The organism is Streptomyces sp. NK15101 (genome assembly GCF_020400725.1).
Taxonomy (GTDB): Bacteria; Actinomycetota; Actinomycetes; order Streptomycetales; family Streptomycetaceae; genus Streptomyces.
The window spans coordinates 1-26,029 of the sequence record NZ_JAINVG010000058.1; the positions used below are offsets into that span (position 1 = coordinate 1).

Here is a 26,029-nt window from a genome sequence, read left to right on the forward strand (position 1 = left end):
TCGCCCCAGTACACGTCCGCGAGGAACTGCTGCAGCGCGCGGTGCAGCATCGGGCCGCGCCACACCACCGGCGCGTTGCCCGGGGTGAACATGCCGATGGAGATGACCTTCACGCCGTTCGCCGACGGCGGCATGATCATGTTCTCGACCTGGGTCGGACGGCCGTCCGCGCCCAGCATCCGCGGCACGCTGTGGCCGTAGATGTCGGCGTCCACGACACCGACCTTCAGCCCGTCGGCGGCCATCGCCGCGGCCAGGTTCACGGTCACGGAGGACTTGCCGACGCCGCCCTTGCCGGAGGCCACCGCGTACACCCGGGTCAGCGAGCCCGGCTTCGCGAAGGGGACCTCGCGCTCGGCGCTCGTGCCGCGCAGCGCCGCCGCCAGCTCCTTGCGCTGCTCGTCGCTCATCACGTCCAGCGAGACGTCGACGGCGGTGACGCCCTCGACCCGGGAGACGGCCTCGGTCACGCGCTGTGTGATGGTGTCGCGCATCGGGCAGCCGGAGACCGTCAGGTAGACCGTGACGGCGACCTTGCCGTCCGGTCCGATCTCCACCGACTTCACCATGCCGAGCTCAGTGATCGGCTTGTTGATCTCAGGGTCGTTCACCGTCGCCAGTGCTTCGAGCACCGCGTCTTCCGTAGCCATACCGACGATGGTACGGCGCCGACCACGGGCCGATGAAAGGGCTGTCAACGGTCGGGTACGTCACTTCCGCGGTCCTCGCCGGACGGGAATAGATCCCGGCGCTCCTCCATCTCCTTGAGCAGGTCCTGCAGCTCCGAGCGGATCCAGTCGCGGGTCGCGACCTCGCCGAGGCCCATCCGCAGCGCCGCGATCTCCCGGGTCAGGTACTCGGTGTCCGCGATCGACCGCTCGTTCTGCTTCCGGTCCTGTTCGAGATTGACCCGGTCCCGGTCGTCCTGCCGGTTCTGGGCGAGCAGGATCAGCGGCGCCGCGTACGAGGCCTGCAGGGACAGCGCGAGCGTCAGGAAGATGAAGGGGTACTCGTCGAACTTCAGCGACGACGGCGCGAAGACGTTCCACCCGATCCACACGACGACCGTCAGGGTCATCCAGACCAGGAACCTGCCCGTGCCCAGGAAGCGCGCGATCCGTTCCGAGAGGCGCCCGAAGGCCTCGGGGTCGTACTCCGGCAGCAGCCGGGACCGCCGCTCGCGCGGCAGGTCGAGCCGGATGCGGGGCACGGACCGCTCCCGCTCGCGCTCCCGGTCCCGCTCGCGCTCAGCCGCCATGTCCGGCCCCCTCCTCGTGGAACTCGGTCTCCCGCCAGTCGTCCGGCAGCAGGTGGTCGAGCACGTCGTCGACGGTGACCGCGCCGAGCAGCGAGCCGCTCTCGTCGACCACGGGCGCGGCGACCATGTTGTACGCGGCGAGGTAGCTGGTCACGGCCGGCAGCGGGGTGCCGGGCCCGAGCGGCGGCAGATCGCTGTCCACGAGCGAACCGACCAGCGTGAACGGCGGGTCGCGCAGGAGCCGCTGGAAGTGCACCGTGCCCAGGTACTTGCCGGTCGGCGTCTCGTCCGGCGGCCGGCACACGTACACCTGCGCCGCGAGCGCCGGGGACAGGTCCTGCTGACGGACCCGGGCCAGCGCGTCCGCGACGGTCGCGTCCGGGCGCAGCACGATCGGCTCGGTCGTCATCAGACCGCCCGCCGTGCGCTCCTCGTACGCCAGCAGCCGGCGCACGTCGGCCGCGTCGTCCGGCCGCATCAGGGTGAGCAGCCGCTCCTGGTCCTCCTCGGGCAGCTCGGACAGCAGGTCGGCCGCGTCGTCCGGGTCCATCGCCTCCAGGACGTCGGCGGCGCGCTCCTCCTTCAGCTTGCCGATGATCTCGATCTGGTCGTCCTCCGGCAGCTCCTCCAGGACGTCGGCGAGCCGGTCGTCGTCGAGGGCGGCGGCGACCTCGGCGCGCCGCTTGGGGGAGAGGTGGTGCAGGGCGTTGGCGAGGTCGGCGGGACGCAGCCGCTCGAAGGTGGCGAGCAGGCTCTCGGCGCCCTGCCCGTGCTCCTCCAGGGAGAAACCGGTGACGGCCGACCACTCGACGGTCAGCGTCTCCCCCTTGCGGCTCAGCACCCCGCCCTTCCCCTTGCGGACGAAGACCTTGTCGATCTCCCAGTCGCGGCGGGCGGGCAGCTGCTGGATGGCGACGTCGAGGACGGTGACCTCCTCGCCCGACTCCACCAGCGTCACGCGCCGGTCGAGGAGCTCGCCGAGGACGAGCCGCTCGGTGGGGCGCTGCTCGAAGCGCCGCATGTTGACGACGCCGGTCGTGATGACCTGGCCGGAGGCGACACCGGTGACCCGGGTCATGGGGACGAAGACCCGGCGGCGGCTCAGCACCTCCACGACCAGGCCGAGCAGCCGGGGCGGCCTGCGGCCGACGCGGAGCATGGCGACGAGGTCGCTGACCCGGCCCACCTGGTCGCCGACCGGGTCGAAGACGGGGACCCCGGCGAGATGGGAGACGAAGACCCGGGGGGCGCCTGCCGCCATGCCACGCGCCTCCTCGATGCCGCACGATTCGAGCTGCCGCAGAGCTTTGCCGGGGATTGCAGAGCTTTGCCGGGTTCAGGCTAGCCCGTGACGTTCCGCCCCGCCCCGGCAGTGACTCCGTACGGCTGCCTGCGAGGCCCGTCACCTGGCCCGGGTACGCTGCGGTCTGCCGTTCCCCCCATCGGCCCCGACACCGGACCCGGCCCTTCCGCCCGGCCGGAACGCGGCCGCCCCGGCATCCCGTACGGGCCGCGCCCGTCCCCCACACTCGACACGAGAGGCAGCGCAGATGACCGTTCGTACCCCGTCATCGCGTATCCGCAGGGCCGTCGCGCCCCTGGCGCTCTGCGCCGGACTGACGGTGGGACTCACGGCCTGCGCAGCCGACCCGGACGAGGGGACGAACGGCGTGGGGAGACTCTCCGCACCCGAGATCGAGAGCAAGGCGCAGACCGCGGCGGACGCGGCGAAGGCGGTACGGCTGTCCGGCACCCTGGTCAGCAAGGGTGGCACCTTCAAGCTGAACATGCGCCTCAAGCAGGAGGGCGCCACCGGCTCGGTGACGACGAAGAACAGCACCTTCGAGCTGCTGCGGGTCGGCGACGCGCTCTACCTGAAGGCCGACGCCGGGTTCTGGGCCCACGACGGCAAGGAGGGCGAGACGCCGTCCGAGGCGGACTCCGAGGCCGCCGACAAGCTCGACGACAAGTACGTGAAGGTCCCGCAGGGCGACCCCTCGTACAAGCAGCTGCGCGGCTTCACCGACATGGGGCTGCTCCTCGACGGCCTGATCGGCCTGCACGGCGAGAAGGTCAAGGGCGACCGGGACCAGATCGGCGGAGTCCGCACGGTCAAGGTCAAGGGCGGGGCCGACGGCGAGGGCGGCACGCTCGACGTGTCCCTGGACGGCGAGCCTTACCCCGTGCAGTTCGCACGGGGCGGGGGAGGGGGCGTGGTGGTGCTCTCCGAGTGGAACAAGGACTTCCCGCTCACCGAGCCGTCGAAGGAGGAGACCCTCGACTACGGCAAGCAGCTGCCCCGTACCTAGGACCGCTTCTTCTTCCGGAACAGCAGCTTCGGCAGACCCGCCGGGACCGGGCGGCGGGTGTTCGCCGACGTCGGCAGCGGGACTGCGGCCAGGGAGCCGTCCGGCAGCTCCGTGGTCGAGGACCGCGGGTCGAGCCGCACCACGCGGCACTCGCGCGCCCAGCGCTCGGGCATGGCCTCGCCGTCGGGGGCGTTGAGCCGCTTCCCCTTCAGCTCGGCGACCGCCGCGTCCCACTCCTCCGTACCGGGGGCGATCTCGCGGACGGCGGCGGTCCAGGCGACGAGCCGGCCGCCCTTGTCCTTGCTGCGGACGGTCACCTCGGCCGTGCCGCCGTCCACCAAGCCCGGCAGCGGCTGCTCGCCGGGCCCGTCGCCGACGACGTGCGCGGCGCCGTCGTGCCAGACGTGCCAGAGCGCGCGGGCGGGTCCCGTGCCGCGCACCCACACCAGGCCCGACTTCTTGGTGGCCTCCTCGACGAGGGCGGACCCGAGCAGCTCTTCTGTCATGGCCCGAAGCCTATCGGGCCGGCCCCGGAGGGCCTGCCGGTCGGGCCGGGCCCGCGAGGCCTACAGCCAGCCGTTGCGCTTGAGCGTGCGGTGGATGGTGAAGCAGACCGCGATGATGCCGGTCAGCACCATCGGGTAGCCGTACTTCCAGTGCAGCTCGGGCATGTGGTCGAAGTTCATGCCGTACACCCCGCAGACCGCCGTGGGGACGGCGACGATCGCCGCCCACGAGGTGATCTTGCGCATGTCCTCGTTCTGCGCGACGGTCGCCTGCGCCAGGTTGGCCTGGAGGATCGAGTTGAGCAGCTCGTCGAAGCCGACGACCTGCTCCTGGACGCGGGCGAGGTGGTCGGCGACGTCCCGGAAGTACTTCTGGATGTCGGGGTCGACCAGCCGCATCGGCCGCTCGGAGAGCAGCTGCATCGGACGGAGCAGCGGCGTGACGGCCCGCTTGAACTCCAGCACCTCGCGCTTGAGCTGGTAGATCCGGCCGGTGTCCGTGCCGCGCGTGGAGCCCTTCGCGGCCGGCGAGAAGACGTCGATCTCCAGCTGGTCGATGTCCAGCTCGACGGCGTCGGCGACCGCGATGTAACCGTCGACGACGTGGTCGGCGATGGCGTGCAGGACGGCCGAGGGACCCTTGGCGAGGAGCTCCGGCTCGCCCTGGAGGCGGTGGCGGAGGTTGCGCAGCGAGCCCTGGCCGCCGTGCCGGACGGTGATGACGAAGTCGGGGCCGGTGAAGACCATCACCTCGCCGGTCTCCACCACCTCGCTGGTCGCGGTGAGTTCGGCGTGCTCGACGTAGTGGATCGTCTTGAAGACGGTGAAGAGGGTGTCGTCGTACCGCTCCAGCTTGGGCCGCTGGTGGGCGTGGACGGCGTCCTCGACGGCGAGCGGGTGCAGCCCGAACTCGGCGGCGATACCGGCGAATTCGGCCTCGGTCGGCTCGTGCAGGCCGATCCACGCGAAGCCGCCGCTCTCCCGCACCTGGCGCATCGCGCCGCGCGGCGTGAGGCACGCGCGGTCGTCGATCCGGCGCCCGTCGCGGTAGACGGCGCAGTCGACCACGGCGCTGGAGGCCGAGTGGTCACGGGTGGGGTCGTACGAGGTGTACGTGGTGGGGGTCTTGCGCAGGCTGTGACGGAAGCTCGGGCGGACGGCAGCGGTGATGTCACGGATCATCGACATGGGCGTGCTCCTTCACGGATCGGCCGTCGGCGCGGAGCGTGGCACAGCCCGGAATGGGGACGGAGAGGTACGTCGTCCACAAAGCGGGCGGCACCGGAGGGGCGCGGAGACGGCGGTCGCTACAGACAGGGAAAGGCGAAAATTGCTCTTCCGTCGTGCGAGATGCCGGAGGGGCGGGTCCGTGCCGGACCCGGACGTCACCGGAAGGAGCGCACCGGGCTGGGGTGCGGAGCGGCGGAAGAGCGGCTGGTACTGCCCGATCGACTTCGGTCCATCGCAGTCCCACCTCCTCCGGCCGGTCCCCTGTCGGGGATGACGTGTGACGAGCAGTCGGGAATCCCGACCAGTGGCCAACACTATCAGCCGACAGAGGGTCAATCCCTTACTTTGCCCGTTCCATACGCGATCTATGCTCCCCGCATGGGAGAAGTTCTTGCACTGGTCGAGGCCCGGCTGCGGACCGCCCTCGGCGAACCGGACGCGCGGGCCGCGGTGACCTTCCTCGGCACGGACCGGATCGAGGTGCTGCGCTTCGTCGACGGCGACCTCGTGCGGTACGCGACCCTCGGGATGTCCGCCCAGCCGATGGCCGATCCGACCTCCGCGCTCGCCGACCCGGTGAAGGGCCCGCGCGCGGAGCTCGTCCTCACGGTACGGGGCGGGCTCGCCGACACCGACAAGGTGCTGCGGCCGCTCGCCGTCCTCGCCGCCACCCCGCAGGTCGAGGGCGTGGTCGTGGCCCCGGGAGCCTCGCTCGACGTCGGCGACCCGCTCTGGCCCGGCGCCCCCTTCAGCTCGGTGCTCGTCGCCGGGTCGGGCGGCCTGGTGGAGGACCTGGAGCTCGACGAGCCCATGGACCCCGTCCGCTTCCTGCCCCTCCTCCCGATGACCTCGAACGAGGCGGCGTGGAAGCGGGTGCACGGGGCACAGGCCCTGGAGGAGCGCTGGCTGGCGCAGGGCACGGACCTGCGCGATCCGCTGCGCAGGTCCGTGAACCTGGACTGAGGACCCGTCGGTTCCGCCGCGGATCCCGCCCTGACGGAGAACGCGCGGCCCCGGAGCGCCCTCCCGGCCGTGGCCGGGAGAGCGCATGCCCACCGCGGGTGAACGCCCCGGGCCGGACGGGTGATCGTTCGCAGCCGTTCTTGACGCGGGGCGGAAGAGCTAGGACCGTTGAGCCCTATGAGGGGCGAACCCAGTTGTCCGAAGTGCGGTGGCCGGGTCAGGGCGCCCGGTCTCTTCGCCGACTCCTGGCAGTGTGACGTGCACGGCTCGGTGCACCCGCTCCAGCCCGTGATCCCGCCCAGCGTCGAGGGCCTCGGGGTCGTGGTGCACAGATCCCACGTCCCGGTGTGGATGCCGTGGCCCCTGCCCGTCGGCTGGCTCTTCACCGGAGTCGCGTACGCCGGGGACGACCGCAGCGGCGGACGCGCGACGGCCGTCGCCTGCTCCGGGCCCGGCCCGCTCGGGGGGATCGGCGAGCTGCTCCTGGTCGCGGAGGAGCTCGGCGTCGGACTCGGCGCCCGGTACGCCGGCATCGACGGCCTCGATCCCGGCTCCGGCATGGCCATCGACAAGCCGCCCCAGGTGAAGATGCTCGCCGCCGGGCGTCCCACCCCGCTCTGGCACGTCACCGGCGCCCCGCAGGACCGCGCGGTCTTCGCGGGCGAGGCGCGCGGCCTGTGGCTGTGGGCGATCGTCTGGCCCGAGCAGTCAGGCCTCCTGATGTACGACGAGCTGGTCCTCACGGACCTGCGCGACGCGGGGGCCGAGGTCGACCTGCTGCCCTGCGGCGCGCTCACGCCGAGGCTGCTCGGCTGAGGGGCGCCTTCCACCGGCGGGTCCGGCGGTGAGCGGGTCAGGCGGTCCGTCCGGTGACGTTCCGTACGGACGTGTTCGATTCGCCCGTTATGCTGGAGCGTCCCTCCGTCCGTGCCGAGTCCCTGGAGTACCGCGTCGTGCGCATCGATCTGCACACCCACTCCACGGCCTCCGACGGTACGGACTCCCCGGCCGAGCTCGTCCGGAACGCGGCCGCGGCCGGTCTCGACGTCGTCGCGCTCACGGACCACGACACCACCCGCGGCCACGCCGAGGCGATCGCGGCCCTGCCCGAGGGGCTGACCCTCGTCACCGGTGCCGAGCTGTCCTGCCGGATGGACGGCATCGGGCTTCACATGCTCGCGTACCTCTTCGACCCCGAGGAGCCGGCGCTGCTCGCCGAGCGCGAACTCGTCCGCGACGACCGGGTGCCGCGCGCCCGCGGCATGGTCGGCAAGCTCCAGGAGCTCGGCGTCCCCGTCACCTGGGAGCAGGTCGCCCGGATCGCCGGCGAGGGCTCCGTGGGCCGCCCGCACGTCGCCGAGGCGCTCGTCGAGCTCGGGGTCGTCCCGGACGTGTCCGGCGCGTTCACGCCCGAGTGGCTCGCCGACGGCGGCCGGGCGTACGTCGGGAAGCACGAGTTGGACCCGGTCGACGCGATCCGCCTCGTCAAGGCGGCCGGCGGGGTCACCGTCTTCGCGCACCCGCTCGCCGTCAAGCGCGGCCAGGTGCTGCCGGAGGCCTCGATAGCCCGGCTCGCCGAGGCCGGACTCGACGGCATCGAGGTCGACCACATGGACCACGACGAGGTGACGCGGGCCCGGCTGCGGGGACTCGCGAAGGAGCTCGGTCTGCTGACCACGGGCTCCAGCGACTACCACGGCAGCCGCAAGACCTGTCGCCTCGGCGAGTACACCACCGATCCCGAGATCTACGGCGAGATCACCCGCCGCGCCGCGGGCGCCTTCCCGGTGCCGGGCGCCGGGGGACCCGCCGTCTGAGGCCACTCCGGCGGACCGGGCCGCACGGCCCTGCCCCCGGACTTCCAGGAGCCCGCTGAGGCGTCCGTCTCCCCGGCCGCCCGGGGACCCGCCGCGCCGGTTCGCCGGCCGGGACCCCGCTTCCCGGCGGTCCGCGCCGCGCCCGGTCCGCCGGCGCCGCGTCCGGTCCGCCGGCGCGGGCGTGCGTCCCGCCCCTGCTCCGCGCTCCCGGCCGTTCCTCTTCCCGTTCCCGGTCCGCCCCCGTACGGCTCCGTGCCGTGCGCGGGGTGGCGCTCCTTCCGCCCCGGCGCCGGAATCATGCATTCCGCTCCGTAGGGACACACCCCACCGTTCCACCTCTCCCGCAAGGCACCCCACCGTGTTCGACGTCGCCGTCTTCGGCTCGCTGTTCCTCACCCTCTTCGTCATCATGGATCCCCCCGGGATCACCCCGATCTTCCTCGCCCTCACCTCCGGGCGACCGGCCAAGGTGCAGCGCCGGATGGCCTGGCAGGCCGTCGCCGTCGCCTTCGGCGTCATCACCGTCTTCGGCCTGCTGGGCCAGCAGATCCTGGACTACCTGCACGTCTCCGTCCCCGCGCTGATGATCGCGGGCGGTCTCCTGCTGCTGCTCATCGCGCTCGACCTGCTCACCGGCAAGACCGACGAGCCCAAGCAGACCAAGGACGTCAACGTCGCCCTCGTCCCCCTCGGCATGCCGCTGCTCGCCGGGCCGGGCGCCATCGTCTCGGTCATCCTCGCCGTGCAGAACGCCGACGGCGTCGCCTCGCAGGTCTCCGTCTGGACCGCCATCGCCGCCATGCACGTCGTGCTCTGGCTGACCATGCGGTACTCGCTGGTGATCATCCGCGTCATCAAGGACGGCGGCGTCGTCCTGGTGACCCGCCTCGCCGGCATGATGCTCTCCGCCATCGCCGTGCAGCAGATCATCAACGGCATCACCCAGGTGATCCAGAACGCCTGATCAGGCGCCCGGGAAGCCCCCGGACACCACTGCGCCCCCGTACGGATTCCGCTCTTGCGAAGTCCGTGCGGGGGCGCGGTGCGTGGGGTGGACCCGACCTGTTACGAGGCCGAGGTCTCGGCGGGGCGGATCCAGATGCGCTGGCCGATCGAGGCGGCCTGCTGCACGATCCGGTTGACGGAGGCGGCGTCCACGACGGTCCGGTCGACGGGCGTGCCGTCGATGTCGTCGAGTCGCAGGATTTCGAAGCGCACGGGCTTCTCCCTTCGTCTGAGTTGATCCTCCTGGTGGAGAACTGCGTTGCGTACGGGTCCAACGCCATGCATCCGGCAAACATTCCTTACGCTAAAGAAAATTTTCGGATGACTAACTACCCGTGGGTAGGAAAGTGTGGCGGCCGGTCCCGGAGCGGCGGACAATGAGCCCCGTATGAACGACGCAGCCACCCCCCGACCGAACGCGGCCACGGCCGACACCGACGCCCGCCTGCACGCGCTGGACACCCGCCTGGAGCGCACCAATGAGCTCCTGCAGCGGATGCTGGCCGAGGTGGCCAAGACCCCCTCCACCCACGCCATCTTCGTCGACGCCGGTTACGTCCATGCTGCAGCCGGGTTGCTTGTGGCGGGCACCGAGGACCGGCGCTCCTTCGACCTCGACGCCGAGGGCCTCATCGAGGCCTTCATCGACACGGCCCGCACGATCTTCGCGGACAGCCGGCTCCTCCGCGTCTACTGGTACGACGGCGCCCGCCGCCGCATCCACACCCCCGAGCAGCAGACCATCGCCGAGCTCCCCGACGTCAAGGTGCGCCTCGGCAACCTCAACGCCAGCAACCAGCAGAAGGGCGTCGACTCCCTCATCCGCACCGACCTGGAGTCCCTCGCCCGCCACCGCGCCATCAGCGACGCCGCCCTCGTCGGCGGCGACGAGGACCTCGTCTCGGCCGTCGAGGCCGCCCAGGGCTACGGCGCCCGCGTCCACCTCTGGGGCATCGAGGCCGCCGAGGGACGCAACCAGGCCGAGGCACTGCTCTGGGAGGTCGACAGCCAGCGCACCTTCGAGCTGGACTTCTGCCGCCCGTACGTCACGCGCCGCCCCGTCACCACGTACGAGAACGAGGGCGAGCCGCTGCCCTCCCGCGAGGAGGTGCGCTTCGTCGGCGCCCAGATCGCCGCGGCCTGGCTCGCCGAGCGGGGCCGGGACCGGCTCGCCGAACTCCTGCCGGGCGCGCCCTACCTGCCGGGACCGGTCGACCAGGACCTGCTCGTCGAGGCGGAGCGCCTGCTCAGCCGCTCCCTGCGCGGCCACGCCGCACTCCGGCGCTCACTGCGCGACGGCTTCTGGCAGCACCTCAAGGCGCAGTACTGACCCTGGCCGGACTGCTGGTCCGCTCCCAGAAGCCGGTGAGGCGCTCCGTCAGCTCATGGGGGTGCGACACGTTGGGGGAGTGGCCGGCGCCCGCCACCACCGTGTGGTGCGCACCGGTGCGGGCGGCCGCCGCCGAGAGGTCCGCCGGGGCCCAGACCATCTCCTCCGCCCCGTACGCGATGTGCAGCGGCAGGCGCAGCGCGGCCAGCTCCTCCGTGCCGTCCTGACGGGCCAGCAGGAGCCGTCCCGCGCCCGCCAGTTGGGCGATCCTGGTGCGCATCCAGCGCCGCCGCAGGAAGCCCGCGAGCTCCGGCGTGTCGCCCGTGGCCGGCTCGTCGCCCCGGCTGTCCAGCCAGCACATGGCCTGCCACACCCGCTCCTTCGGCAGCACCGCCAGCGAGGCGCGCAGCACCCGCACCCGGATCCGCTGCGGCCGGGCCACCCGGCCGGGACCCGAGGAGAGCAGGGTGAGCGAGCGGAAGGCGCCGGGTGCGAGGGCGGCCGCCGCGCGGGCCACCAGGCCCCCGAAGGAGTGGCCGACCAGGTGCACCGGGCCGTCCCCGAGCGCCGCCGCCTGCGCCACCGCGTCGAGCGCGAGCGCCTTGCGGCGGTAGGCGGCCCGGCCCCGGGGGCCCGGCGTCTCGTTCTGGCCGCGCCCGTCCACGGCCACCGCCCGGTACCCGGCCTCGCTCAGCGGCCCGAGCAGCGCGAGGAAGTCCTCCTTGCTGCCGGTGTACCCGGGCAGCAGCAGCACCGTGCCCCGCCGCTCGCCCGCGGCCGCCGCGTCGAGCACGGCGAACGGCCCGCGCGCGGTCTCGAGCCGACGGGCACGGGTGCGGGGTGGCAGGACGAGGGAACGGGGCTTGCTCATATCTGGACTGTAGTGGGGAGCCGGGGGCCCGGCCTCGCCGCGCCCCTGTTGCGGGCGCCGTTCCGCCGGGCCCGCGCCCACCCGTCGCGCCCCCGTCGCGGGCGGTCGCTCTGCTGGGCGGCGCCCACCCCTCGCGCCCCGTTGTGGGCAGTCGTTCCGCTGGGGCGGAACGGGTGGGCACAACGGACGGCGCCCCTTGCCGGGCCCAGGCTCCCGCACCTGGACCCGCACCCCGTGCACAACTCCCTGGTGGTGCGGGTCCAGGCGCGGAACGCGGAGGCGCCGCTGAAGGGCGCCGTCCCGTGTGCTCACCCTCCCCCGAGCTCTCGGCTTCGCTCGAGCAGGGGGGACCCCCTTGCCCCAGCGGGACGATCGCCCACACGGCGGGTGAGCCGGGGCACCGCCCCGCAGGGCACGGGGCGCGGGGGTGCGTCGTACGGCCGAGCGGCCCGCCCCCGGAAGGGGCGGGCCGCTCGGGATCGGCGGTGGGGTCAGCTCTCGGGCTGGGCCGCCGCCTTCTTCGTGGTGCGACGGCGCGGGGCGGCCTTCTTGGGGGCCTCCTCGCTCGCCGTTTCCTCGACCGCCACGGCCTTCTTGGTGGTGCGGCGGCGAGCCGGCGCCTTCGGTTCGGTCTTCGGCGCGGAGGCCTCGGGAGCCTCGGCCACGACCGCCTTCTTCGTGGTGCGACGGCGCGGGGCGGCCTTCTTGGGGGCCTCCTCGGCCGGCGGTGCCTCGACGGTCTCGGCGACCGGTTCGGCCACGGCCTTCTTCGCCGTGCGGCGACGCGGGGCTGCCTTCTTCGGGGCCTCCTCGGGCGCCTCCTCCTTCGGGGCCTCCGCCACGACGGGCTCGGCGACGGCGACCGGCGCGGTCACCGAAGCGACGACGATGACCTCGGCGGGCGCCCCGGAGGCCGGGGACCCGGCGGGCCGACGGACCGCGCGGCGGCGGCGCGGCGCGGGCTCCTCCGCGACCGGAGCGGCGACCGGCTCGGCGGCCGGAGCCTCGACGACCGGCGCCTCGGCGGTCACCGGGGGTCCGGCGGGCCGACGGGCGGCGCGGCGGCGGCGCGGCGCGGGAAGCTCGACGACCAGGGCCTCGGCGGTCGGCGCCTCGGCGACCGGCTCCTCGACGACGACCGGAGCGGCCTCGACGACCGGCTCGGCCACCGGCTCCGCGACGGCCTTCTTCGCCGTGCGACGGCGCGGGGCGGCCTTCTTCGGCTCCTCGGCCTTCGGGGCCTCCGTCACGACGGGCTCCTGGACGACGACCGGAGCGGCCTCGGCGACCTGCGCCTCGGCGGACCGCTGGGCCATCAGGGCGACCGCGGCGGTCTCGGGCGTCTGGAACGACACGGTCTCCTCGACCGGACGCGCCACCCGGGCACGGCGGCGGCGCGGAGCCGGAGCCGGCTCCGCGGCCACGGGGGCCCGGTCGACCGGAGCGGCCGTCACGGCCTCCGGACGGGCGGCACGGGCACGGCGGCGGGGGGCCTTCGGCGTCTCGACGACCGGCGTCTCGACGACCGGCGTCTCGACGACCGGCGCCGCGGCGACCGGGGCCTCGAGGACGGGCGCCTTCACCGGAGCCTCGGTGGCGGCCGGAGCCGCGACGACCGGAGCCGCGACGACCGGAGCCTCGGCGGCCGGCGCCTCGACGACCGCCGGGGCCGTCGCGACCGCCTGGGCCGCGACCGGCACGGAGCCCGGGGCGCCGACGCGGGTGCGACGGCGGCGGCGCGGGGTGCGCGGCCCGGCCTCGGCGCGGGCCTCGTCCGCCGCGGACTCGACGGCCGGAGCCGCCGACGCCGGGGCGTCACCGAGCTCGCCGCCACCGCGGGTGCGGCGACGCTGGCGCGGGGTCCGCGTACGGGCCGGGCGCTCCTCGGTCCGCTCGGCGGCCTTCGGGCCGCGGCCACGGCGACCGCCGGGCTCGCCCAGGTCCTCCAGCTCCTCCGCGTCCAGACCCGCGCGGGTCCGCTCGGCGCGGGGCAGGATGCCCTTGGTGCCCGCCGGGATGTCCAGGTCCTCGTAGAGGTGCGGGGACGAGGAGTACGTCTCGACCGGGTCGTGGAAGTCCAGTCCGAGCGCCTTGTTGATGAGCTGCCAGCGCGGGATGTCGTCCCAGTCGACCAGCGTCACCGCGGTGCCCTTGGCACCGGCGCGGCCGGTGCGGCCCACGCGGTGGAGGAAGGTCTTCTCGTCCTCGGGGGACTGGTAGTTGATGACGTGGGTGACGCCCTCGACGTCGATGCCGCGGGCGGCGACGTCGGTGCAGACGAGCACGTCGACCTTGCCGTTGCGGAAGGCGCGCAGCGCCTGCTCGCGGGCGCCCTGGCCGAGGTCGCCGTGGACGGCGCCGGAGGCGAAGCCGCGCCGCTCCAGCTGCTCGGCGATGTCGGCCGCCGTGCGCTTCGTGCGGCAGAAGATCATCGCGAGCCCGCGGCCGTTGGCCTGCAGGATGCGGGAGACCATCTCCGGCTTGTCCATGTTGTGCGCGCGGTAGACGTGCTGCTTGATGTTGGCGACGGTCACGCCCTCGCCGTCGGGCGAGGTGGCCCGGATGTGCGTGGGCTGCGACATGTAGCGGCGGGCCAGGCCGATGACCGCGCCGGGCATGGTCGCCGAGAACAGCATCGTCTGGCGCTTGGCCGGAAGCATGTTCATGATCTTCTCGACGTCGGGCAGGAAGCCCAGGTCGAGCATCTCGTCGGCCTCGTCGAGGACGAGGACCTTCACGTGCGAGAGGTCGAGCTTGCGCTGGCCGGCGAGGTCGAGCAGACGGCCGGGGGTGCCGACGACGACGTCGACGCCCTTCTGCAGCGCCTCGACCTGCGGCTCGTACGCCCGGCCGCCGTAGATGGCGAGCACGCGGACGTTGCGCACCTTGCCCGCGGTGAGCAGGTCGTTGGTGACCTGCTGGCACAGCTCGCGGGTGGGGACGACGACGAGCGCCTGCGGGGCGTCGGTCAGCTGCTCGGGCTTGGCCCGGCCGGCCTCGACGTCCGTGGGGACGGTGACGCGCTCCAGGATGGGGAGGCCGAAACCGAGGGTCTTGCCCGTGCCGGTCTTCGCCTGGCCGATGACGTCGGTGCCGGTGAGGGCGACCGGGAGGGTCATCTCCTGGATGGGAAAGGGGGTGACGATGCCGACGGCCTCCAGGGCCTCGGCCGTTTCGGGGAGGATTCCGAGTTCTCGGAAAGTCGTAGTCAGGGTGCTGCCTCTTCTGTGAGACGCGGTGCGAGGCGAACGAAGGGGGTCGTACCGTGCCGGGATCTTCCGGGGGGATCAGGGGAGATCACCGCCGGGTGGCGCGGGACCACTGCCGTCGCTCGAGCGTCGTACCGCTGAGGGTGACCCTTCCGCGGGTCCGCCGGAAGGGCTGTCGGGCCGGAGCCGATCGGGCCACCGACCGGGCATCCTCATTCATGAGTCGGCCCACTGAATACGTCCGAACGTGCGAAAGCGTGTCCGCATACTCAGCAGGCGCCTTACCACTGTACCCCGGATTCGCGCATGTGTGTTGGGAGAAATCGTGATGAGGGCACGGTCACACTGACTGACCAGGACCTTCCCGGGCCGCGCGAGCGGGCTATTGTGCGCTCCATGGAGACGCCTGACAACGCCACACCCACCGGGATCGCCGCCAAGGACTGGGCGGAGGCTTCCGCCGAGCCGCAGTACCGCGCCGCCGTGATCGACCTCCTCGGCGCCCTCGCCTACGGAGAGCTCGCGGCCTTCGAGCGGCTCGCCGAGGACGCCAAGCTGGCGCCGACCCTCGCGGACAAGGCGGAGCTGGCGAAGATGGCCGCGGCCGAGTTCCAGCACTTCGAGCGGCTGCGGGACCGCCTCGCCGCCGTCGACGCCGAGCCGACCTCGGCCATGGAGCCCTTCGCGAAGGCGCTCGACGACTTCCACCGCCTGACCGCGCCCTCGGACTGGCTGGAGGGCCTGGTCAAGGCGTACGTGGGCGACTCGATCGCCAGCGACTTCTACCGGGAGGTCGCGGCCCGCCTCGACTCCGACACGCGCGGGCTCGTCCTCGCGGTGCTCGACGACACCGGCCACGGCAACTTCGCGGTGGGGAAGGTCCGCGCGGCGATCGACGCCGACCCGCGCGTCGGCGGCCGGCTCGCGCTCTGGGCGCGCCGGCTGATGGGCGAGGCGCTCTCCCAGGCCCAGCGCGTGGTCGCCGAGCGCGACGCGCTCTCGACGATGCTGGTCGGCGGCGTGGCGGACGGCTTCGACCTCGCCGAGGTCGGCCGGATGTTCTCCCGGATCACCGAGGCGCACACCAAGCGCATGGCCGCGCTGGGCCTCGCGGCCTGAGTCGGGGGCCGGCCGGACAGCGGCCGGGCGCCGGTCAGACGGTGGCTGATCGGCGCAGTCTGCGGGAGGCCGGGCGGATCAGCAGCGACAGCAGCACCGCCGTCACGGCCACCGCGCCGATCAGGGTGGCGAGGAAGTGACCGGGGCCGAGCGCCCCGTGGGTCACGAGCGCGCCGAAGACGCCGCCGAGCGCCCCGGTGACGAGGACGATCGCGCGGACGGGGAGGCGGTCGGGCAGCCGCTGCGCGGCGACCCAGGCCAGGGCGAAACCGAGCAGGGCGGAGCCGAGGGCTTCCAGGAGCACGGTGGATCACCTCGCGAGGGATGCGGGGCGGGTGGTGCGGTCAGAGGCGTCCTACCCCCGGCGCCCGGAACGCAATCCTCCCGTACCCCCTGACGTGGGAGTACGGGAGCGGCGCACGGGAGTACGGACGTGCGAAAGGCCCGGCGGACCGAAGTGGTCCACCGGGCCTTTCCCGTCGGATCCGGGGCTCAGAGCGCGCCGAAGCCCACGCGGCGCACGGTGGGCTCGCCGAGCTCCACGTACGCGATCTTCTCGGCGGGAACGAGGACCTTGCGGCCCTTCTCGTCCGAGAGGCTGAGCAGCTGCGCCTTGCCGGCCAGCGCGTCGGCCACCGCGCGCTCGACCTCCTCGGCGGACTGCCCGCTCTCCAGAACGATCTCCCGGGGTGCGTGCTGCACGCCGATCTTGACCTCCACGGCTATGTCCCTCCGAACGGTCAGCGTTGCGCGAAATACCCGCGCCGTACGCTGCACACATTAGCCCGGTGAGGGGACCCGCACGGGTCAGCCGCCGCACGCCAGGAGCGAACAGCGTCCGAGGGGGCCCTTGCGCGAGCGAAGCCGAGAGCTCGGGGGAGCGGCGCGCGGGAAGGCGTCAGTGCCCCTCGGCGCTCAACTGGCCGTCCACCGGGTGCAGCGGGAAGCCCGCGATGCCGCGCCAGGCGAGCGAGGTGAGCAGCCCGACCGCCTTGTCGCGGGGGATGCCCGATCCGCTGGACAGCCAGTAGCGGGCCACGACCTGGGAGACCCCGCCGAGGCCGACGGCGAGCAGCATCGACTCGTCCTTCGACAGGCCGGTGTCCTCGGCGATCACGTCGGAGATGGCCTCCGCGCACTGCAGGCTGACCCGGTCCACGCGCTCGCGCACGGCCGGCTCGTTCGTCAGGTCGGACTCGAAGACGAGCCGGAACGCGCCGCCCTCGTCCTCCACGTACGCGAAGTACGCGTCCATCGTCGCCGCGACCCGGAGCTTGTTGTCCGTGGTGGACGCCAGCGCCGTGCGCACGGCCAGCAGGAGGGACTCGCAGTGCTGGTCGAGCAGGGCGAGATAGAGCTCGAGCTTGCCCGGGAAGTGCTGGTACAACACCGGCTTGCTGACGCCGGCCCGCTCGGCGATGTCGTCCATGGCTGCGGAGTGGTACCCCTGGGCGACGAAGACCTCCTGGGCCGCGCCGAGCAGCTGGTTCCGTCGGGCACGTCGCGGCAGGCGCGTGCCCCGAGGGCGTGCTGCCTCTGTCTGCTCGATGGCGCTCACGCGGCCTCCCAAAAATCGATCCATGCGCGCTGTCGCGCCGCGCCGCCATCGTACTTTTGGGTAACCCGGCTGTGCGCGGTGCGAACGCAGAATTTCACGGACCGGACGCCCGGGTCGACAGTCGATTCAAGATTAAACCGAACAAATCAGCGGGAGTCGCGTGCTCAGCGGTAGTCGTCCTCGTCGAGGGCGACGACACGCGCCTGTTCGGACGCGTCCGCCTCGTTCGCCGAGTCGCGCTCGAGGTGGGTGGGCTGTTCGTCCTCGCGCTGCTGGAGTTCGGTGTGCTGCTCGGCAGCGTCGGCCTCGGGGATTTCCTGGTCCAGCACGACGTCCTCTTCCTCGGTGAATGTGTCCGGCTCGCTCGGATCGACAGTCATACGGTTCCTTCCGGGGGTGCGGGTCGCGGCGCTCCCGATGGCCCTCTCTCCGAGCCTAGGAGCGAACGCGCCCCGCCGCACACGCACCTGTGACCCCACCCACACACGTCGGCGCGTGATCGTCTCGTAATATTGCGGCCATGTCCTCGACCGAGCTGCCGGAAACCCGGACCGCCGCCGCCTCGCCCGCGTCGCGGGCCCGCGCCGTACGGGTCGCCGAAGGCGAGGAGCTCCGCTCCGTCGCGCTGCCCGGACTCACCCTCACCGTGCGCGCCCGGCCGGGGAACCGGCCCGGTCTGCCGCCCGCGCTGTACGTCCACGGACTCGGCGGCTCCTCGCAGAACTGGTCCGCCCTCATGCCGCTGCTCGCGGACCACGTCGACGGCGAGGCGGTCGACCTGCCCGGCTTCGGCGACTCCCCGCCGCCCGACGACGGCAACTACTCGGTCACCGGGCACGCCCGCGCCGTCATCCGGCTCCTCGACGCCGGCGGGCGCGGACCGGTCCACCTCCTCGGCAACTCGCTGGGCGGCGCCGTCGCCACCCGTGTCGCCGCCGTCCGGCCCGACCTGGTCCGCACCCTCACCCTCGTCTCCCCGGCCCTGCCCGAGCTGCGCGCCCAGCGCACCGCCTGGCCGACCGCGCTGCTAGCGGTGCCCGGCGTCGCCCCCCTCTTCGCGAAGCTCACCAAGGACTGGACGGCCGAGCAGCGGGTCAAGGGCGTCCTCGCCCTCTGTTACGGGGACCCCGGCCTGGTCACCGACGAGGGCCTCCGGCACGCCGTGGAGGAGATGGAGCGGCGCCTGGAGCTCCCGTACTTCTGGGACGTCATGGCGCGCTCCTCGCGCGGCATCGTCGACGCGTACACCCTGGGCGGGCAGCATGGGCTGTGGCGCCAGGCCGAGCGGGTCCTCGCCCCGACGCTCCTCGTCTACGGCAGGCGCGACCGGCTCGTCTCGTACCGGATGGCCCGGAAGGCGGCCGCCGCCTTCCGCGGCTCGCGCCTGCTGACCCTCCCCGAGGCGGGGCACGTGGCGATGATGGAGTACCCGGAGGCGGTCGCCCAGGCCGTCCGGGACCTGATCGCCGATGACGGCGGGAGCTGATCCGGGGCGTGGGACGACATAGTCGCAAGGGCTCCGCGCCCTCGGTGGCCGACACCGGGCAGCAGGCGGGAGCGGGGACGGGGACGGGGGCCTCGTCCCCGGCAGGGCCGCCGCCCGGGACGGGACGCCGCCGCAGGACCACGGCCGCCGGCGGCCAGGACGCCACCGGCCCGCAGGGGTACGGGACCCCGGCGCACGGCACGCCGGTGTACGGGACCCCGGCACAGGGCACGCCGGTGTACGGGACCCCGGCGCACGGCACCCCCCAGTACGGGGCTCCGGTCCCGGGGGCGCCGCGCCAGGGGGCTCCCGCGCAGGGGACTCCCCGCCAGGCGGCCCCCCAGTACGGGGCCCCGCCGCAAGGGACTCCCCCGCAAGGGACTCCCCCGCAAGGGACTCCGCGGCACGGGACCCCCGCGCACGGCACCCCCCGGTACGGGACCCCTGGGCAAGGGGCTTCGGGGCGTGGCGCGGCAGGGTACGGGCCGCCGCGGCACGCCACGCCCGCCCACGGGACCCCCGCGTACGCCGGCGGGGCCTTCGACACCCCCGCGCACGGCACCCCCGGCACCCCGGCGCACGGCGTCCCCGCCTACGGGGCGTCCGTACGGGGCGGTCATCCGCAGCACGACGAGGCCTCCGCCCCGCGCCCCGCTCCCTACGGCCCCCGCGGCGCCGGCGCCCGGCCCTCCGCGCCCGGACAGGACGGTGCCGAGGCGCCGTTCGTCCCCGCGCCGCGCCGGGAGGGCGCCGACGGGAGTCCGGAGGCGGAGGCCCCGGCCTCCCGGGGCGGTCTCGGCCGTGCCCTCACCGGAGTCGCGGCCGCCGCCGTCGCCACGGTCCTCGCCGTCGTCGTCGCCGGGCAGGTCGCCGACCGGGACGAGCCCCCGGCCGCCGCCCGCGCCGCCGAGGAGCCGGCCGAGCGGCCCTCGGACGACACCTCGGCCTCCCGGTCCGACGAGCGGGCGGTCCCGGCGAAGCCGGTGCCCGTCGTCGCCCCGCCGACGTACGAGCAGCTGATGACCCGCCAGTTCCCGATCGACCCGAAGCTGAAGGGCCCGGGGGAGTTCGAGGCGGTGCCGGGCCTGGCGAAGGCGCCCGGCAAGGGGCGGCTGATCCGCTACCGGGTCGACGTCGAGAAGGGGATCGGTCTCGACCCGAAGCTCTTCGCCGACGCCGTGCAGAAGACCCTCAACGACAAGCGCAGTTGGGCCGGCCGGGGCGAGATGACCTTCGAGCGCATCTCCAGCGGCGAGCCGGAGTTCGTGATCACCCTGGCCAGCCCGGGGACCACCGGCACCTGGTGCGCGAAGTCCGGGCTCGACACCACCGTCGACAACGTCTCCTGCGACTCGGCCTCGACCCAGCGCGTGATGATCAACGCGTTCCGCTGGGCGAAGGGGTCGGAGACCTTCGGTCCGAAGGCGATGCACGCCTATCGCCAGATGCTCATCAACCACGAGGTCGGGCACCGCCTCGGGCACGGTCACGTGAGCTGCCGCACGCCGGGCGCGCTCGCCCCCGTGATGCAGCAGCAGACGAAGTCCCTGGACATCGACGGCATCAAGTGCCGCCCCAACCCCTGGGTCTATCCGACGAGTTGACGCCACGCCCGATCGGAGGGTGTCCGCATCCCGAGACGACCGTCTCGGGATGGAGTGGATGCGCGTTGACATCGCTCACGCGTTCGTCCATATTTCTCGGCATGTCGCCCCGCCACGCCGTTTCCGACAGCGCCGCCCTCCAGCTGGCGCTCTTCGGCGTGACCGGACACACGGTCGCCGACATTCTCTGTAGCTGACGCAGCCCGAGCGCTCGTCGGCCTTTCGTTTTTCTCGCCGCGCCCGGGTTCTTCATTCCCGCAGGCGCCGTCCCCCCTTTCGGGCTCTTTCTCCGTGCCTGCGGAATTCCTTTTCCCCTTTCCGCAGTCCACCCCGAGAGGTCTCTTTCCGATGCGTCATTCGTCCGTCATCTCGCGCCGCGTGGCAGCGGCCGCCGTCAGTGTCGTCCTGGCCTCGGGCGCCGCCGCATGCGGTCCCGAGGACGCGGGCGCCAAGGGCGGTACCTCCGGCAAGGCCGCGGGCGCCCCGCAGAAGGGCGGCACGCTCACCGTCCTCAACAGCGAGGCCCAGAGCGACTTCGACCCGGCCCGCCTCTACACCTCCGGCGGCGGCAACGTCCCCTCCCTCGTCTTCCGCACGCTCACCACCCGCAACCGCGAGGCGGGCGCCGCCGGCACCCGGGTCGTCCCCGACCTCGCCACCGACACCGGCCGCCCCAACAAGGACGCCACGGAGTGGACGTACACCCTGAAGGAGGGCCTGAAGTTCGAGGACGGCACGCCCATCACCAGCGCCGACGTCAAGTACGGCATCGAGCGCTCCTTCGCGGCCGAGCTCTCCGGCGGCGCGCCCTACCTGCGTGACTGGCTCGTCGGCGGCGACACCTACCAGGGCCCCTACAAGGACAAGAAGGGCCTCGCGTCGATCGTCACCCCCGACGCGCGGACCATCGTCTTCAAACTGAAGAAGCCCGAGGGCGAGTTCCCCTTCGTCGCCACCCAGACGCAGTTCGCCCCCGTCCCCAAGGCCAAGGACTCCGGCACCAAGTACGAGGAGCACCCGGTCTCCTCCGGCCCGTACAAGGTCGTGAAGAACGAGAACGACGGCGAGCACCTCGTCCTGGAGCGCAACGAGCACTGGGACCCGAAGACCGACGAGGAGCGCAAGGCCTACCCCGACAAGATCGACGTCAGGTCCGGGCTCGACGAGGCCGTCATCAACCAGCGCCTCGCCACCTCCTCCGGCGCCGACGCCTCCGCGGTCACCACCGACACCAACCTCGGACCCGCCGAACTCGCCCAGATCGGCTCCGACAAGGCGCTCGCCGCCCGCGTCGGCACCGGCCACTTCGGCTTCACCGCCTACCTCGCCTTCAACCCGAAGGTGAAGCCCTTCGACAACCCGAAGGTCCGCCAGGCGATCTCGTACGCGGTCAACCGCACCAGCGTCGTCAACGCGGCCGGCGGCTCCGCCCTCGCCGAGGCCGGCACCACCTTCCTGCCCGAGCAGAAGTCCTTCGGTTTCACGCCGTACGACCACTTCCCGGCCGGGAGGACGGGCAACCCGGAGAAGGCCAAGCAGCTGCTCAAGGAGGCCGGCTACCCGAACGGCCTGACCGTCACCCTGCTCCACTCCACCGCCCAGAACCGGCTCACCAGCCCCGAGGTCGCCACCGCCGTCCAGGAGGCCCTCGGCAAGGCCGGCATCACCGTCGAGCTCGACGGGCAGGAGCCCAACTCCTTCAACGAGAAGCGCTGGAGCGTCAAGGACGCCCCCGGCTTCTTCCTCTCCCGCTGGGGCGCCGACTGGCCGGCCGGCGGCCCGTTCCTCGCGCCGATCTTCGACGGACGCCAGATCGTCACCGACGGCTCCAACTACAACCACGCGCAGCTGAACGACCCGGCGGTCAACAAGGAGATCGACGAGATCAACAAGCTGACCGACCTCGGGGCCGCCGCCGCCCGCTGGGGCGCCCTCGACAAGAAGATCGGTGAGCAGGCCCTCGACGTGCCGCTCTTCCACCCGGTCTACAAGCGGCTCGTCGGCAAGGACGTCAAGAACGTCGTCATCAGCGACTGGACCGGCGTCCTCGACATCTCGCAGGTCGCGGTCAAGTGACCACGCTCACCGACGCTCCGGCGCCCGTGACGGGGCCTCCCGTCACGGGCGCCGCCCGGCAGGCGTGGCGACGGCTGCGCACCCGCCCGGCCGCCCTCGTCTCCGCCGCCGTCCTCCTCCTGCTCGTCCTCCTCGCCCTCGCCGCGCCGCTGCTCGCCGCACTGGCGGGCCAGGACCCGCACACGTACCACGACGACCTCGTCGACTCGGCCCGCGGCGGCGTCCCCTACGGCGCCTTCGGCGGGGCGAGCGCCGACCACTGGCTCGGCATCGAACCCGGCACCGGCCGCGACCTGTTCGTCCGGCTCCTCTACGGCGCCCGGGTCTCCCTCCTCGTCGCCGTCGGCGCCACCGTCGTCCAGGTCCTGCTCGGGCTGCTCGTCGGCCTCGCCGCCGGGCTCGGCAACCGCTGGGTCGACGGCGTCCTCGGCCGGATCACCGACGTCTTCCTCGCCCTGCCGTTCCTCGTCCTCGCCATCGCCCTCACCGCCGTCGTCCCCCGCGACTTCCCGCGCCCGCTGCTGCTCATCCTGGTCATCGGCCTGCTCGGCTGGGCCGGCACCTCCCGGATCGTGCGCGCCCAGACCCTCACCCTCAAGGGCCTCGACTTCGTCGCCGCCTCACGGCTCGCCGGATCGGGGCGGTGGCGGACCGCCCGGCGCGAGCTGCTGCCCTCGCTCGCCGCGCCCGTCATCACGTACGCGGCGATCCTCGTCCCCACCAACATCGTGGTCGAGGCCTCGCTCTCCTTCCTCGGCGTGGGCGTCACCCCGCCCACCCCCTCCTGGGGGCAGATGCTGTCCACCGCGCAGACCTGGTTCCGGGCCGACCCGGCGTACGTGCTGCTCCCGGCCGGACTGCTCTTCACGACCGTGCTCGCCTTCACCGTCCTCGGCGACGCCGTCCGCACCGCCCTCGACCCGCGCGAGGCCGGCCGGCTCGGCGTGGGCACGCGAAAGGAGACCTCCCGATGACCCGCTACGCCCTGAAGCGGCTCGCGGGCGCCGCGTTCGTCCTCCTCGCGCTCTCCGTCCTCGTGTACGCGCTGTTCTACGTCGCACCCGGCGACCCCGCCCGGCTCGCCTGCGGCGAGCGCTGCAACCCGCAGCAGATCGCCCAGGTGCGGGAGCAACTCGGCCTGAACGAGAGCGTGACCGCCCAGTACCTGCACTTCCTCCAGGGCGTCTTCGCCGGCCGCGACCACTTCACCGGCACCGGCGTCCTGCACTGCGACGCGCCCTGCCTCGGCCTGTCGTACCAGACCGACCAGCAGGTCACCGAGCTCATCCTGGACCGGCTGCCCGCCACCGCCTCGCTCGCCCTCGGCGCCATGGTGATCTGGCTCGTCGTCGGCATCGGCACCGGGCTGCTCTCCGCGCTCCGCCGCGGCGGACTCACCGAGCGGACCCTCACCGTGCTCACCCTCGCCGGCACCGGCACGCCCGTCTTCATCCTGGGCCTGCTGCTGCTCATGGCGGTCTGCGCCTACCTCCAGTGGCTGCCCTTCCCGACCTACGTACCGCTCGGCGAGGACCCCGAGCAGTGGGCCTGGAACATGCTGCTGCCCTGGCTCGCCCTCGGCTTCTTCGAATCCGCCAAGTACGCGCGGCTCACCCGGAGCTCCACCCTGGAGACGCTCGCCGAGGACCACATCCGCACCTTCCGCGCGTACGGGGTGGGGGAGCGGTCCGTCGTCACCCGCCACGCGCTGCGCGGCGCCGTGCCGCCGGTCATCGCGCTCAGCGCCATCGACCTCGGCACCATGTTCGGCGGGGCCGTGCTGACCGAGTCGCTCTTCGGCATCCCCGGCCTCGGCAAGACCCTCATCGACGGCGTCCGCCACGTCGACCTGCCGATCGTCGTGGGCATCGTGCTCCTCACCGGGGTCGCCGTGGTCCTCGCGAACGTCGTCGCCGACCTCCTCTACGCCCTCGCCGACCGAAGGGTCGCCCTGACATGACGCTCCCGAACCACCGGCCCGGCGCCGTGGCCCCGCTCGTCGAACCGGACCCCCGGCCCGGCGCCGCGGCCCCGCTCGTCGAGGTCGACCGCCTCACCGTCGACTTCGACGGCGGCGCCCGGGCCGTCGACGGCCTCTCCTTCACCCTGGAGGCCGGCCGCGCGCTCGCCCTCGTCGGCGAGTCCGGCAGCGGCAAGTCCACCGTCGCCGGCGCCCTCCTCGGCCTCCACCGGGGCACGGGCGCGCGGCTCGGCGGCACCGTGCGGGTCGGCGGCATCGACGTCGGCGCCGCCGGCCCCGCCGAGCTGCGGCGGCTGCGCGGCGGGGTGGCCGCCATGGTCTTCCAGGACCCGCTGTCCGCCCTGGACCCCTACCACTCCGTCGGCGACCAGATCGCCGAGGTCTACCGGATCCATCACCCTGGATCCCGAAAGGCGGCCCGGGCCCGCGCCGTCGACGTCCTAGGCCGGGTCGGCATCCCCGACGCGGCCCGCCGCTCCCGCTCCCGCCCGCACGAGTTCAGCGGCGGCATGCGACAGCGCGCCCTCCTCGCCATGGCCCTCGCCTGCGAGCCGCGGCTCGTCGTCGCCGACGAACCCACCACCGCCCTCGACGTCACCGTGCAGGCCCAGATCCTCGACCTGCTGCACGAACTGCGGCGCGAGACCGGCACCGCCCTGCTCCTCGTCACGCACGACGTGGGCGTGGCCGCCGAGAGCGTCGACGAGGTGCTCGTCATGCGCCACGGGCGCGAGGTCGAGCGCGGCGCCGTCGCCGGAGTGCTCGGCGCGCCCTCGGCGCCGTACACGCGCGCGCTGCTCTCCGCCGTGCCCCGGCTCGACGGACCGGTCAGGACCGCCCCCGAAACGAAGGAGACGCTGCTCGAAGCGGTCGGCCTGCGGCGGGAGTTCGGCCGGGGCAAGGCCGCCGTGACCGCCGTCGACGGGGTCTCCCTCACCGTCCGCGCCGGCGAGACCCTCGGCGTCGTCGGCGAGTCCGGCAGCGGCAAGACCACCCTCGGACGGATGCTCGTCCGCCTCCTCGACCCCACCGGCGGCGAACTCCGTTACCGGGGCGAGGAGATCGGCGGGCTGTCCGACAAGCGGCTGCTGCCGTACCGGCGAGAGCTCCAGATGGTCTTCCAGGATCCCGTCTCCTCGCTCAACCCGCGCCGTTCCGTCGGCGAGTCGATCGCCGACCCGCTGCGCGTGGCGGGGGAGCGGGACGAGACCCGGATCCGGGGCAGGGTGCGCGAACTGCTCGACCGGGTGGGGCTCGATCCCGACCGGTACGCGGCCTATCCGCACGAGTTCAGCGGCGGCCAGCGCCAGCGCGTCGGCATCGCCCGCGCGCTCGCCGCCGAACCCCGGCTGATCGTCTGCGACGAACCCGTCTCCGCCCTCGACGTCACCACCCAGGCCCAGGTCACCGCGCTGCTCGCCGAGCTCCAGGCCGAACTCGGCCTCGGGCTCGTCTTCATCGCCCACGACCTCGCCGTGGTCCGGCAGGTCAGCGACCGGGTCGCCGTCATGCGCGGGGGCCGGATCGTCGAGCAGGGCACGGTCGACGAGGTGTACGGCGAGCCCCGGGATCCGTACACCCGGCAGCTGCTCGCCGCCGTCCCCTCCCTCGACCCGGTCCTCGCGGCCGAGCGCAGGGAACGGCGCCGGGAGCTGGCCGCCGCCTGACGCTCCGTGATCGTTCCACCGCGTACCGCGACGGAACGCG

The 26,029-nt window shown here is 73.2% G+C and carries 26 protein-coding genes; 14 read left to right on the plus strand and 12 right to left on the minus strand.

Going from position 1 to position 26,029, the window contains the following annotated elements; genetic code table 11:
- From K7G60_RS26440 to K7G60_RS26450, 3 genes are all read right to left on the minus strand, one after another.
- Positions 1-650, minus strand: a 650-nt coding sequence (locus K7G60_RS26440; protein ID WP_225803454.1) for a P-loop NTPase, incomplete at its 3' end; no start/stop codon positions are given.
- A gap of 44 nt (positions 651-694) precedes the next feature.
- Complete coding sequence (locus K7G60_RS26445) at positions 695-1,258, minus strand: DUF1003 domain-containing protein (RefSeq protein ID WP_225803455.1); 564 nt, start codon at positions 1,256-1,258, stop codon at positions 695-697.
- Positions 1,248-2,519, minus strand: coding sequence for a magnesium transporter MgtE N-terminal domain-containing protein (locus K7G60_RS26450; protein WP_225803456.1), 1,272 nt, complete (start codon positions 2,517-2,519; stop codon positions 1,248-1,250). The genes K7G60_RS26445 and K7G60_RS26450 overlap by 11 nt, the downstream gene beginning before the upstream one ends.
- Before the next feature lie 289 nt (positions 2,520-2,808).
- On the opposite strand from K7G60_RS26450, the gene K7G60_RS26455 reads away from it, so the two are divergent.
- Entirely contained in the window at positions 2,809-3,567 is a 759-nt protein-coding gene (locus K7G60_RS26455; protein ID WP_225803457.1) for a hypothetical protein, read from the plus strand.
- Here the strand turns inward: K7G60_RS26455 and K7G60_RS26460 are convergent.
- Both K7G60_RS26460 and K7G60_RS26465 read right to left on the minus strand, forming a co-directional pair.
- On the minus strand, positions 3,564-4,073 hold the full coding sequence (locus K7G60_RS26460; protein WP_225803458.1) for a hypothetical protein: 510 nt from the start codon (positions 4,071-4,073) through the stop codon (positions 3,564-3,566). The genes K7G60_RS26455 and K7G60_RS26460 overlap by 4 nt on opposite strands.
- Positions 4,074-4,133: 60 nt before the next feature.
- Positions 4,134-5,261 (minus strand): magnesium and cobalt transport protein CorA, encoded by a 1,128-nt coding sequence (locus K7G60_RS26465; protein WP_225803459.1) that lies wholly within the window; start codon positions 5,259-5,261, stop codon positions 4,134-4,136.
- Positions 5,262-5,681: 420 nt separating this feature from the next.
- Between K7G60_RS26465 and K7G60_RS26470 the strand changes: the two genes are divergently transcribed.
- The 4 genes from K7G60_RS26470 (at position 5,682) to K7G60_RS26485 (ending at position 9,047) form a co-directional block, all read left to right on the plus strand.
- A complete protein-coding gene (locus K7G60_RS26470) occupies positions 5,682-6,266 on the plus strand; it encodes a suppressor of fused domain protein (protein ID WP_225803460.1) in 585 nt (194 codons plus the stop codon).
- A 177-nt stretch (positions 6,267-6,443) separates the two neighbouring features.
- Positions 6,444-7,082, plus strand: a complete 639-nt coding sequence (locus K7G60_RS26475) for a DUF6758 family protein (RefSeq protein WP_225803461.1) — start codon at positions 6,444-6,446, stop codon at positions 7,080-7,082.
- A gap of 137 nt (positions 7,083-7,219) precedes the next feature.
- Positions 7,220-8,083 carry a PHP domain-containing protein gene (locus tag K7G60_RS26480; RefSeq protein ID WP_225803485.1) on the plus strand — a complete coding sequence of 288 codons (864 nt, stop codon included), beginning with the start codon at positions 7,220-7,222 and terminating at the stop codon, positions 8,081-8,083.
- Positions 8,084-8,441: 358 nt separating this feature from the next.
- The gene (locus K7G60_RS26485) at positions 8,442-9,047 is read left to right on the plus strand and encodes a MarC family protein (RefSeq protein ID WP_225803462.1); all 606 of its coding nucleotides are present in this window, start codon (positions 8,442-8,444) and stop codon (positions 9,045-9,047) included.
- A gap of 101 nt (positions 9,048-9,148) precedes the next feature.
- Here K7G60_RS26485 and K7G60_RS26490 read toward each other — a convergent pair whose 3' ends face one another.
- Positions 9,149-9,301, minus strand: coding sequence for a hypothetical protein (locus K7G60_RS26490; RefSeq protein WP_086024648.1), 153 nt, complete (start codon positions 9,299-9,301; stop codon positions 9,149-9,151).
- 175 nt (positions 9,302-9,476) lie between these two features.
- Here K7G60_RS26490 and K7G60_RS26495 point away from each other — a divergent pair, with 175 nt between their 5' ends.
- Positions 9,477-10,418, plus strand: a complete 942-nt coding sequence (locus K7G60_RS26495) for an NYN domain-containing protein (protein ID WP_374115691.1) — start codon at positions 9,477-9,479, stop codon at positions 10,416-10,418.
- Here K7G60_RS26495 and K7G60_RS26500 read toward each other — a convergent pair.
- Together K7G60_RS26500 and K7G60_RS26505 are read right to left on the minus strand one after the other, a co-directional pair.
- Positions 10,402-11,289 (minus strand): alpha/beta fold hydrolase, encoded by an 888-nt coding sequence (locus tag K7G60_RS26500; protein WP_225803463.1) that lies wholly within the window; start codon positions 11,287-11,289, stop codon positions 10,402-10,404. The two genes, K7G60_RS26495 and K7G60_RS26500, sit on opposite strands and share 17 nt — an antisense overlap.
- 491 nt (positions 11,290-11,780) lie before the next feature.
- Positions 11,781-14,408 (minus strand): DEAD/DEAH box helicase, encoded by a 2,628-nt coding sequence (locus tag K7G60_RS26505; RefSeq protein ID WP_225803464.1) that lies wholly within the window; start codon positions 14,406-14,408, stop codon positions 11,781-11,783.
- 486 nt (positions 14,409-14,894) lie between these two features.
- Here K7G60_RS26505 and K7G60_RS26510 point away from each other — a divergent pair, with 486 nt between their 5' ends.
- Positions 14,895-15,617 carry a ferritin-like fold-containing protein gene (locus tag K7G60_RS26510; protein WP_225803465.1) on the plus strand — a complete coding sequence of 241 codons (723 nt, stop codon included), beginning with the start codon at positions 14,895-14,897 and terminating at the stop codon, positions 15,615-15,617.
- Between the two features lie 34 nt (positions 15,618-15,651).
- Here K7G60_RS26510 and K7G60_RS26515 read toward each other — a convergent pair whose 3' ends face one another.
- The 4 genes from K7G60_RS26515 to K7G60_RS26530 form a co-directional block, all read right to left on the minus strand.
- Positions 15,652-15,921: a hypothetical protein gene (locus K7G60_RS26515; RefSeq protein ID WP_225803466.1), complete on the minus strand. Its 270-nt coding sequence runs from the start codon at positions 15,919-15,921 to the stop codon at positions 15,652-15,654.
- A 188-nt stretch (positions 15,922-16,109) separates the two neighbouring features.
- Positions 16,110-16,337 (minus strand): DUF3107 domain-containing protein, encoded by a 228-nt coding sequence (locus K7G60_RS26520; protein WP_073809026.1) that lies wholly within the window; start codon positions 16,335-16,337, stop codon positions 16,110-16,112.
- Positions 16,338-16,515: 178 nt separating this feature from the next.
- On the minus strand, positions 16,516-17,175 hold the full coding sequence (locus K7G60_RS26525) for a TetR/AcrR family transcriptional regulator (RefSeq protein WP_041131117.1): 660 nt from the start codon (positions 17,173-17,175) through the stop codon (positions 16,516-16,518).
- Positions 17,176-17,339: 164 nt separating this feature from the next.
- Entirely contained in the window at positions 17,340-17,555 is a 216-nt protein-coding gene (locus K7G60_RS26530; protein ID WP_225803467.1) for a hypothetical protein, read from the minus strand.
- Between the two features lie 140 nt (positions 17,556-17,695).
- Here K7G60_RS26530 and K7G60_RS26535 point away from each other — a divergent pair, with 140 nt between their 5' ends.
- The 7 genes from K7G60_RS26535 to K7G60_RS26560 all read left to right on the plus strand — a co-directional run bounded on the left by K7G60_RS26535 (position 17,696) and on the right by K7G60_RS26560 (position 25,989).
- Positions 17,696-18,661 (plus strand): alpha/beta fold hydrolase, encoded by a 966-nt coding sequence (locus tag K7G60_RS26535; RefSeq protein WP_225803468.1) that lies wholly within the window; start codon positions 17,696-17,698, stop codon positions 18,659-18,661.
- An 8-nt stretch (positions 18,662-18,669) separates the two neighbouring features.
- Entirely contained in the window at positions 18,670-20,265 is a 1,596-nt protein-coding gene (locus K7G60_RS26540) for a DUF3152 domain-containing protein (RefSeq protein WP_225803469.1), read from the plus strand.
- 101 nt (positions 20,266-20,366) lie between these two features.
- A complete protein-coding gene (locus K7G60_RS39495; RefSeq protein ID WP_374115692.1) occupies positions 20,367-20,462 on the plus strand; it encodes an Ms4533A family Cys-rich leader peptide in 96 nt (31 codons plus the stop codon).
- A 151-nt stretch (positions 20,463-20,613) separates the two neighbouring features.
- Entirely contained in the window at positions 20,614-22,341 is a 1,728-nt protein-coding gene (locus tag K7G60_RS26545; RefSeq protein ID WP_225803470.1) for an ABC transporter substrate-binding protein, read from the plus strand.
- The gene (locus K7G60_RS26550) at positions 22,338-23,315 is read left to right on the plus strand and encodes an ABC transporter permease (protein WP_225803471.1); all 978 of its coding nucleotides are present in this window, start codon (positions 22,338-22,340) and stop codon (positions 23,313-23,315) included. The genes K7G60_RS26545 and K7G60_RS26550 overlap by 4 nt, the downstream gene beginning before the upstream one ends.
- A complete protein-coding gene (locus tag K7G60_RS26555; RefSeq protein WP_225803472.1) occupies positions 23,312-24,301 on the plus strand; it encodes an ABC transporter permease in 990 nt (329 codons plus the stop codon). The genes K7G60_RS26550 and K7G60_RS26555 overlap by 4 nt, the downstream gene beginning before the upstream one ends.
- Positions 24,298-25,989: an ABC transporter ATP-binding protein gene (locus tag K7G60_RS26560; protein ID WP_225803473.1), complete on the plus strand. Its 1,692-nt coding sequence runs from the start codon at positions 24,298-24,300 to the stop codon at positions 25,987-25,989. The genes K7G60_RS26555 and K7G60_RS26560 overlap by 4 nt, the downstream gene beginning before the upstream one ends.
- Positions 25,990-26,029: the final 40 nt, after the last annotated feature.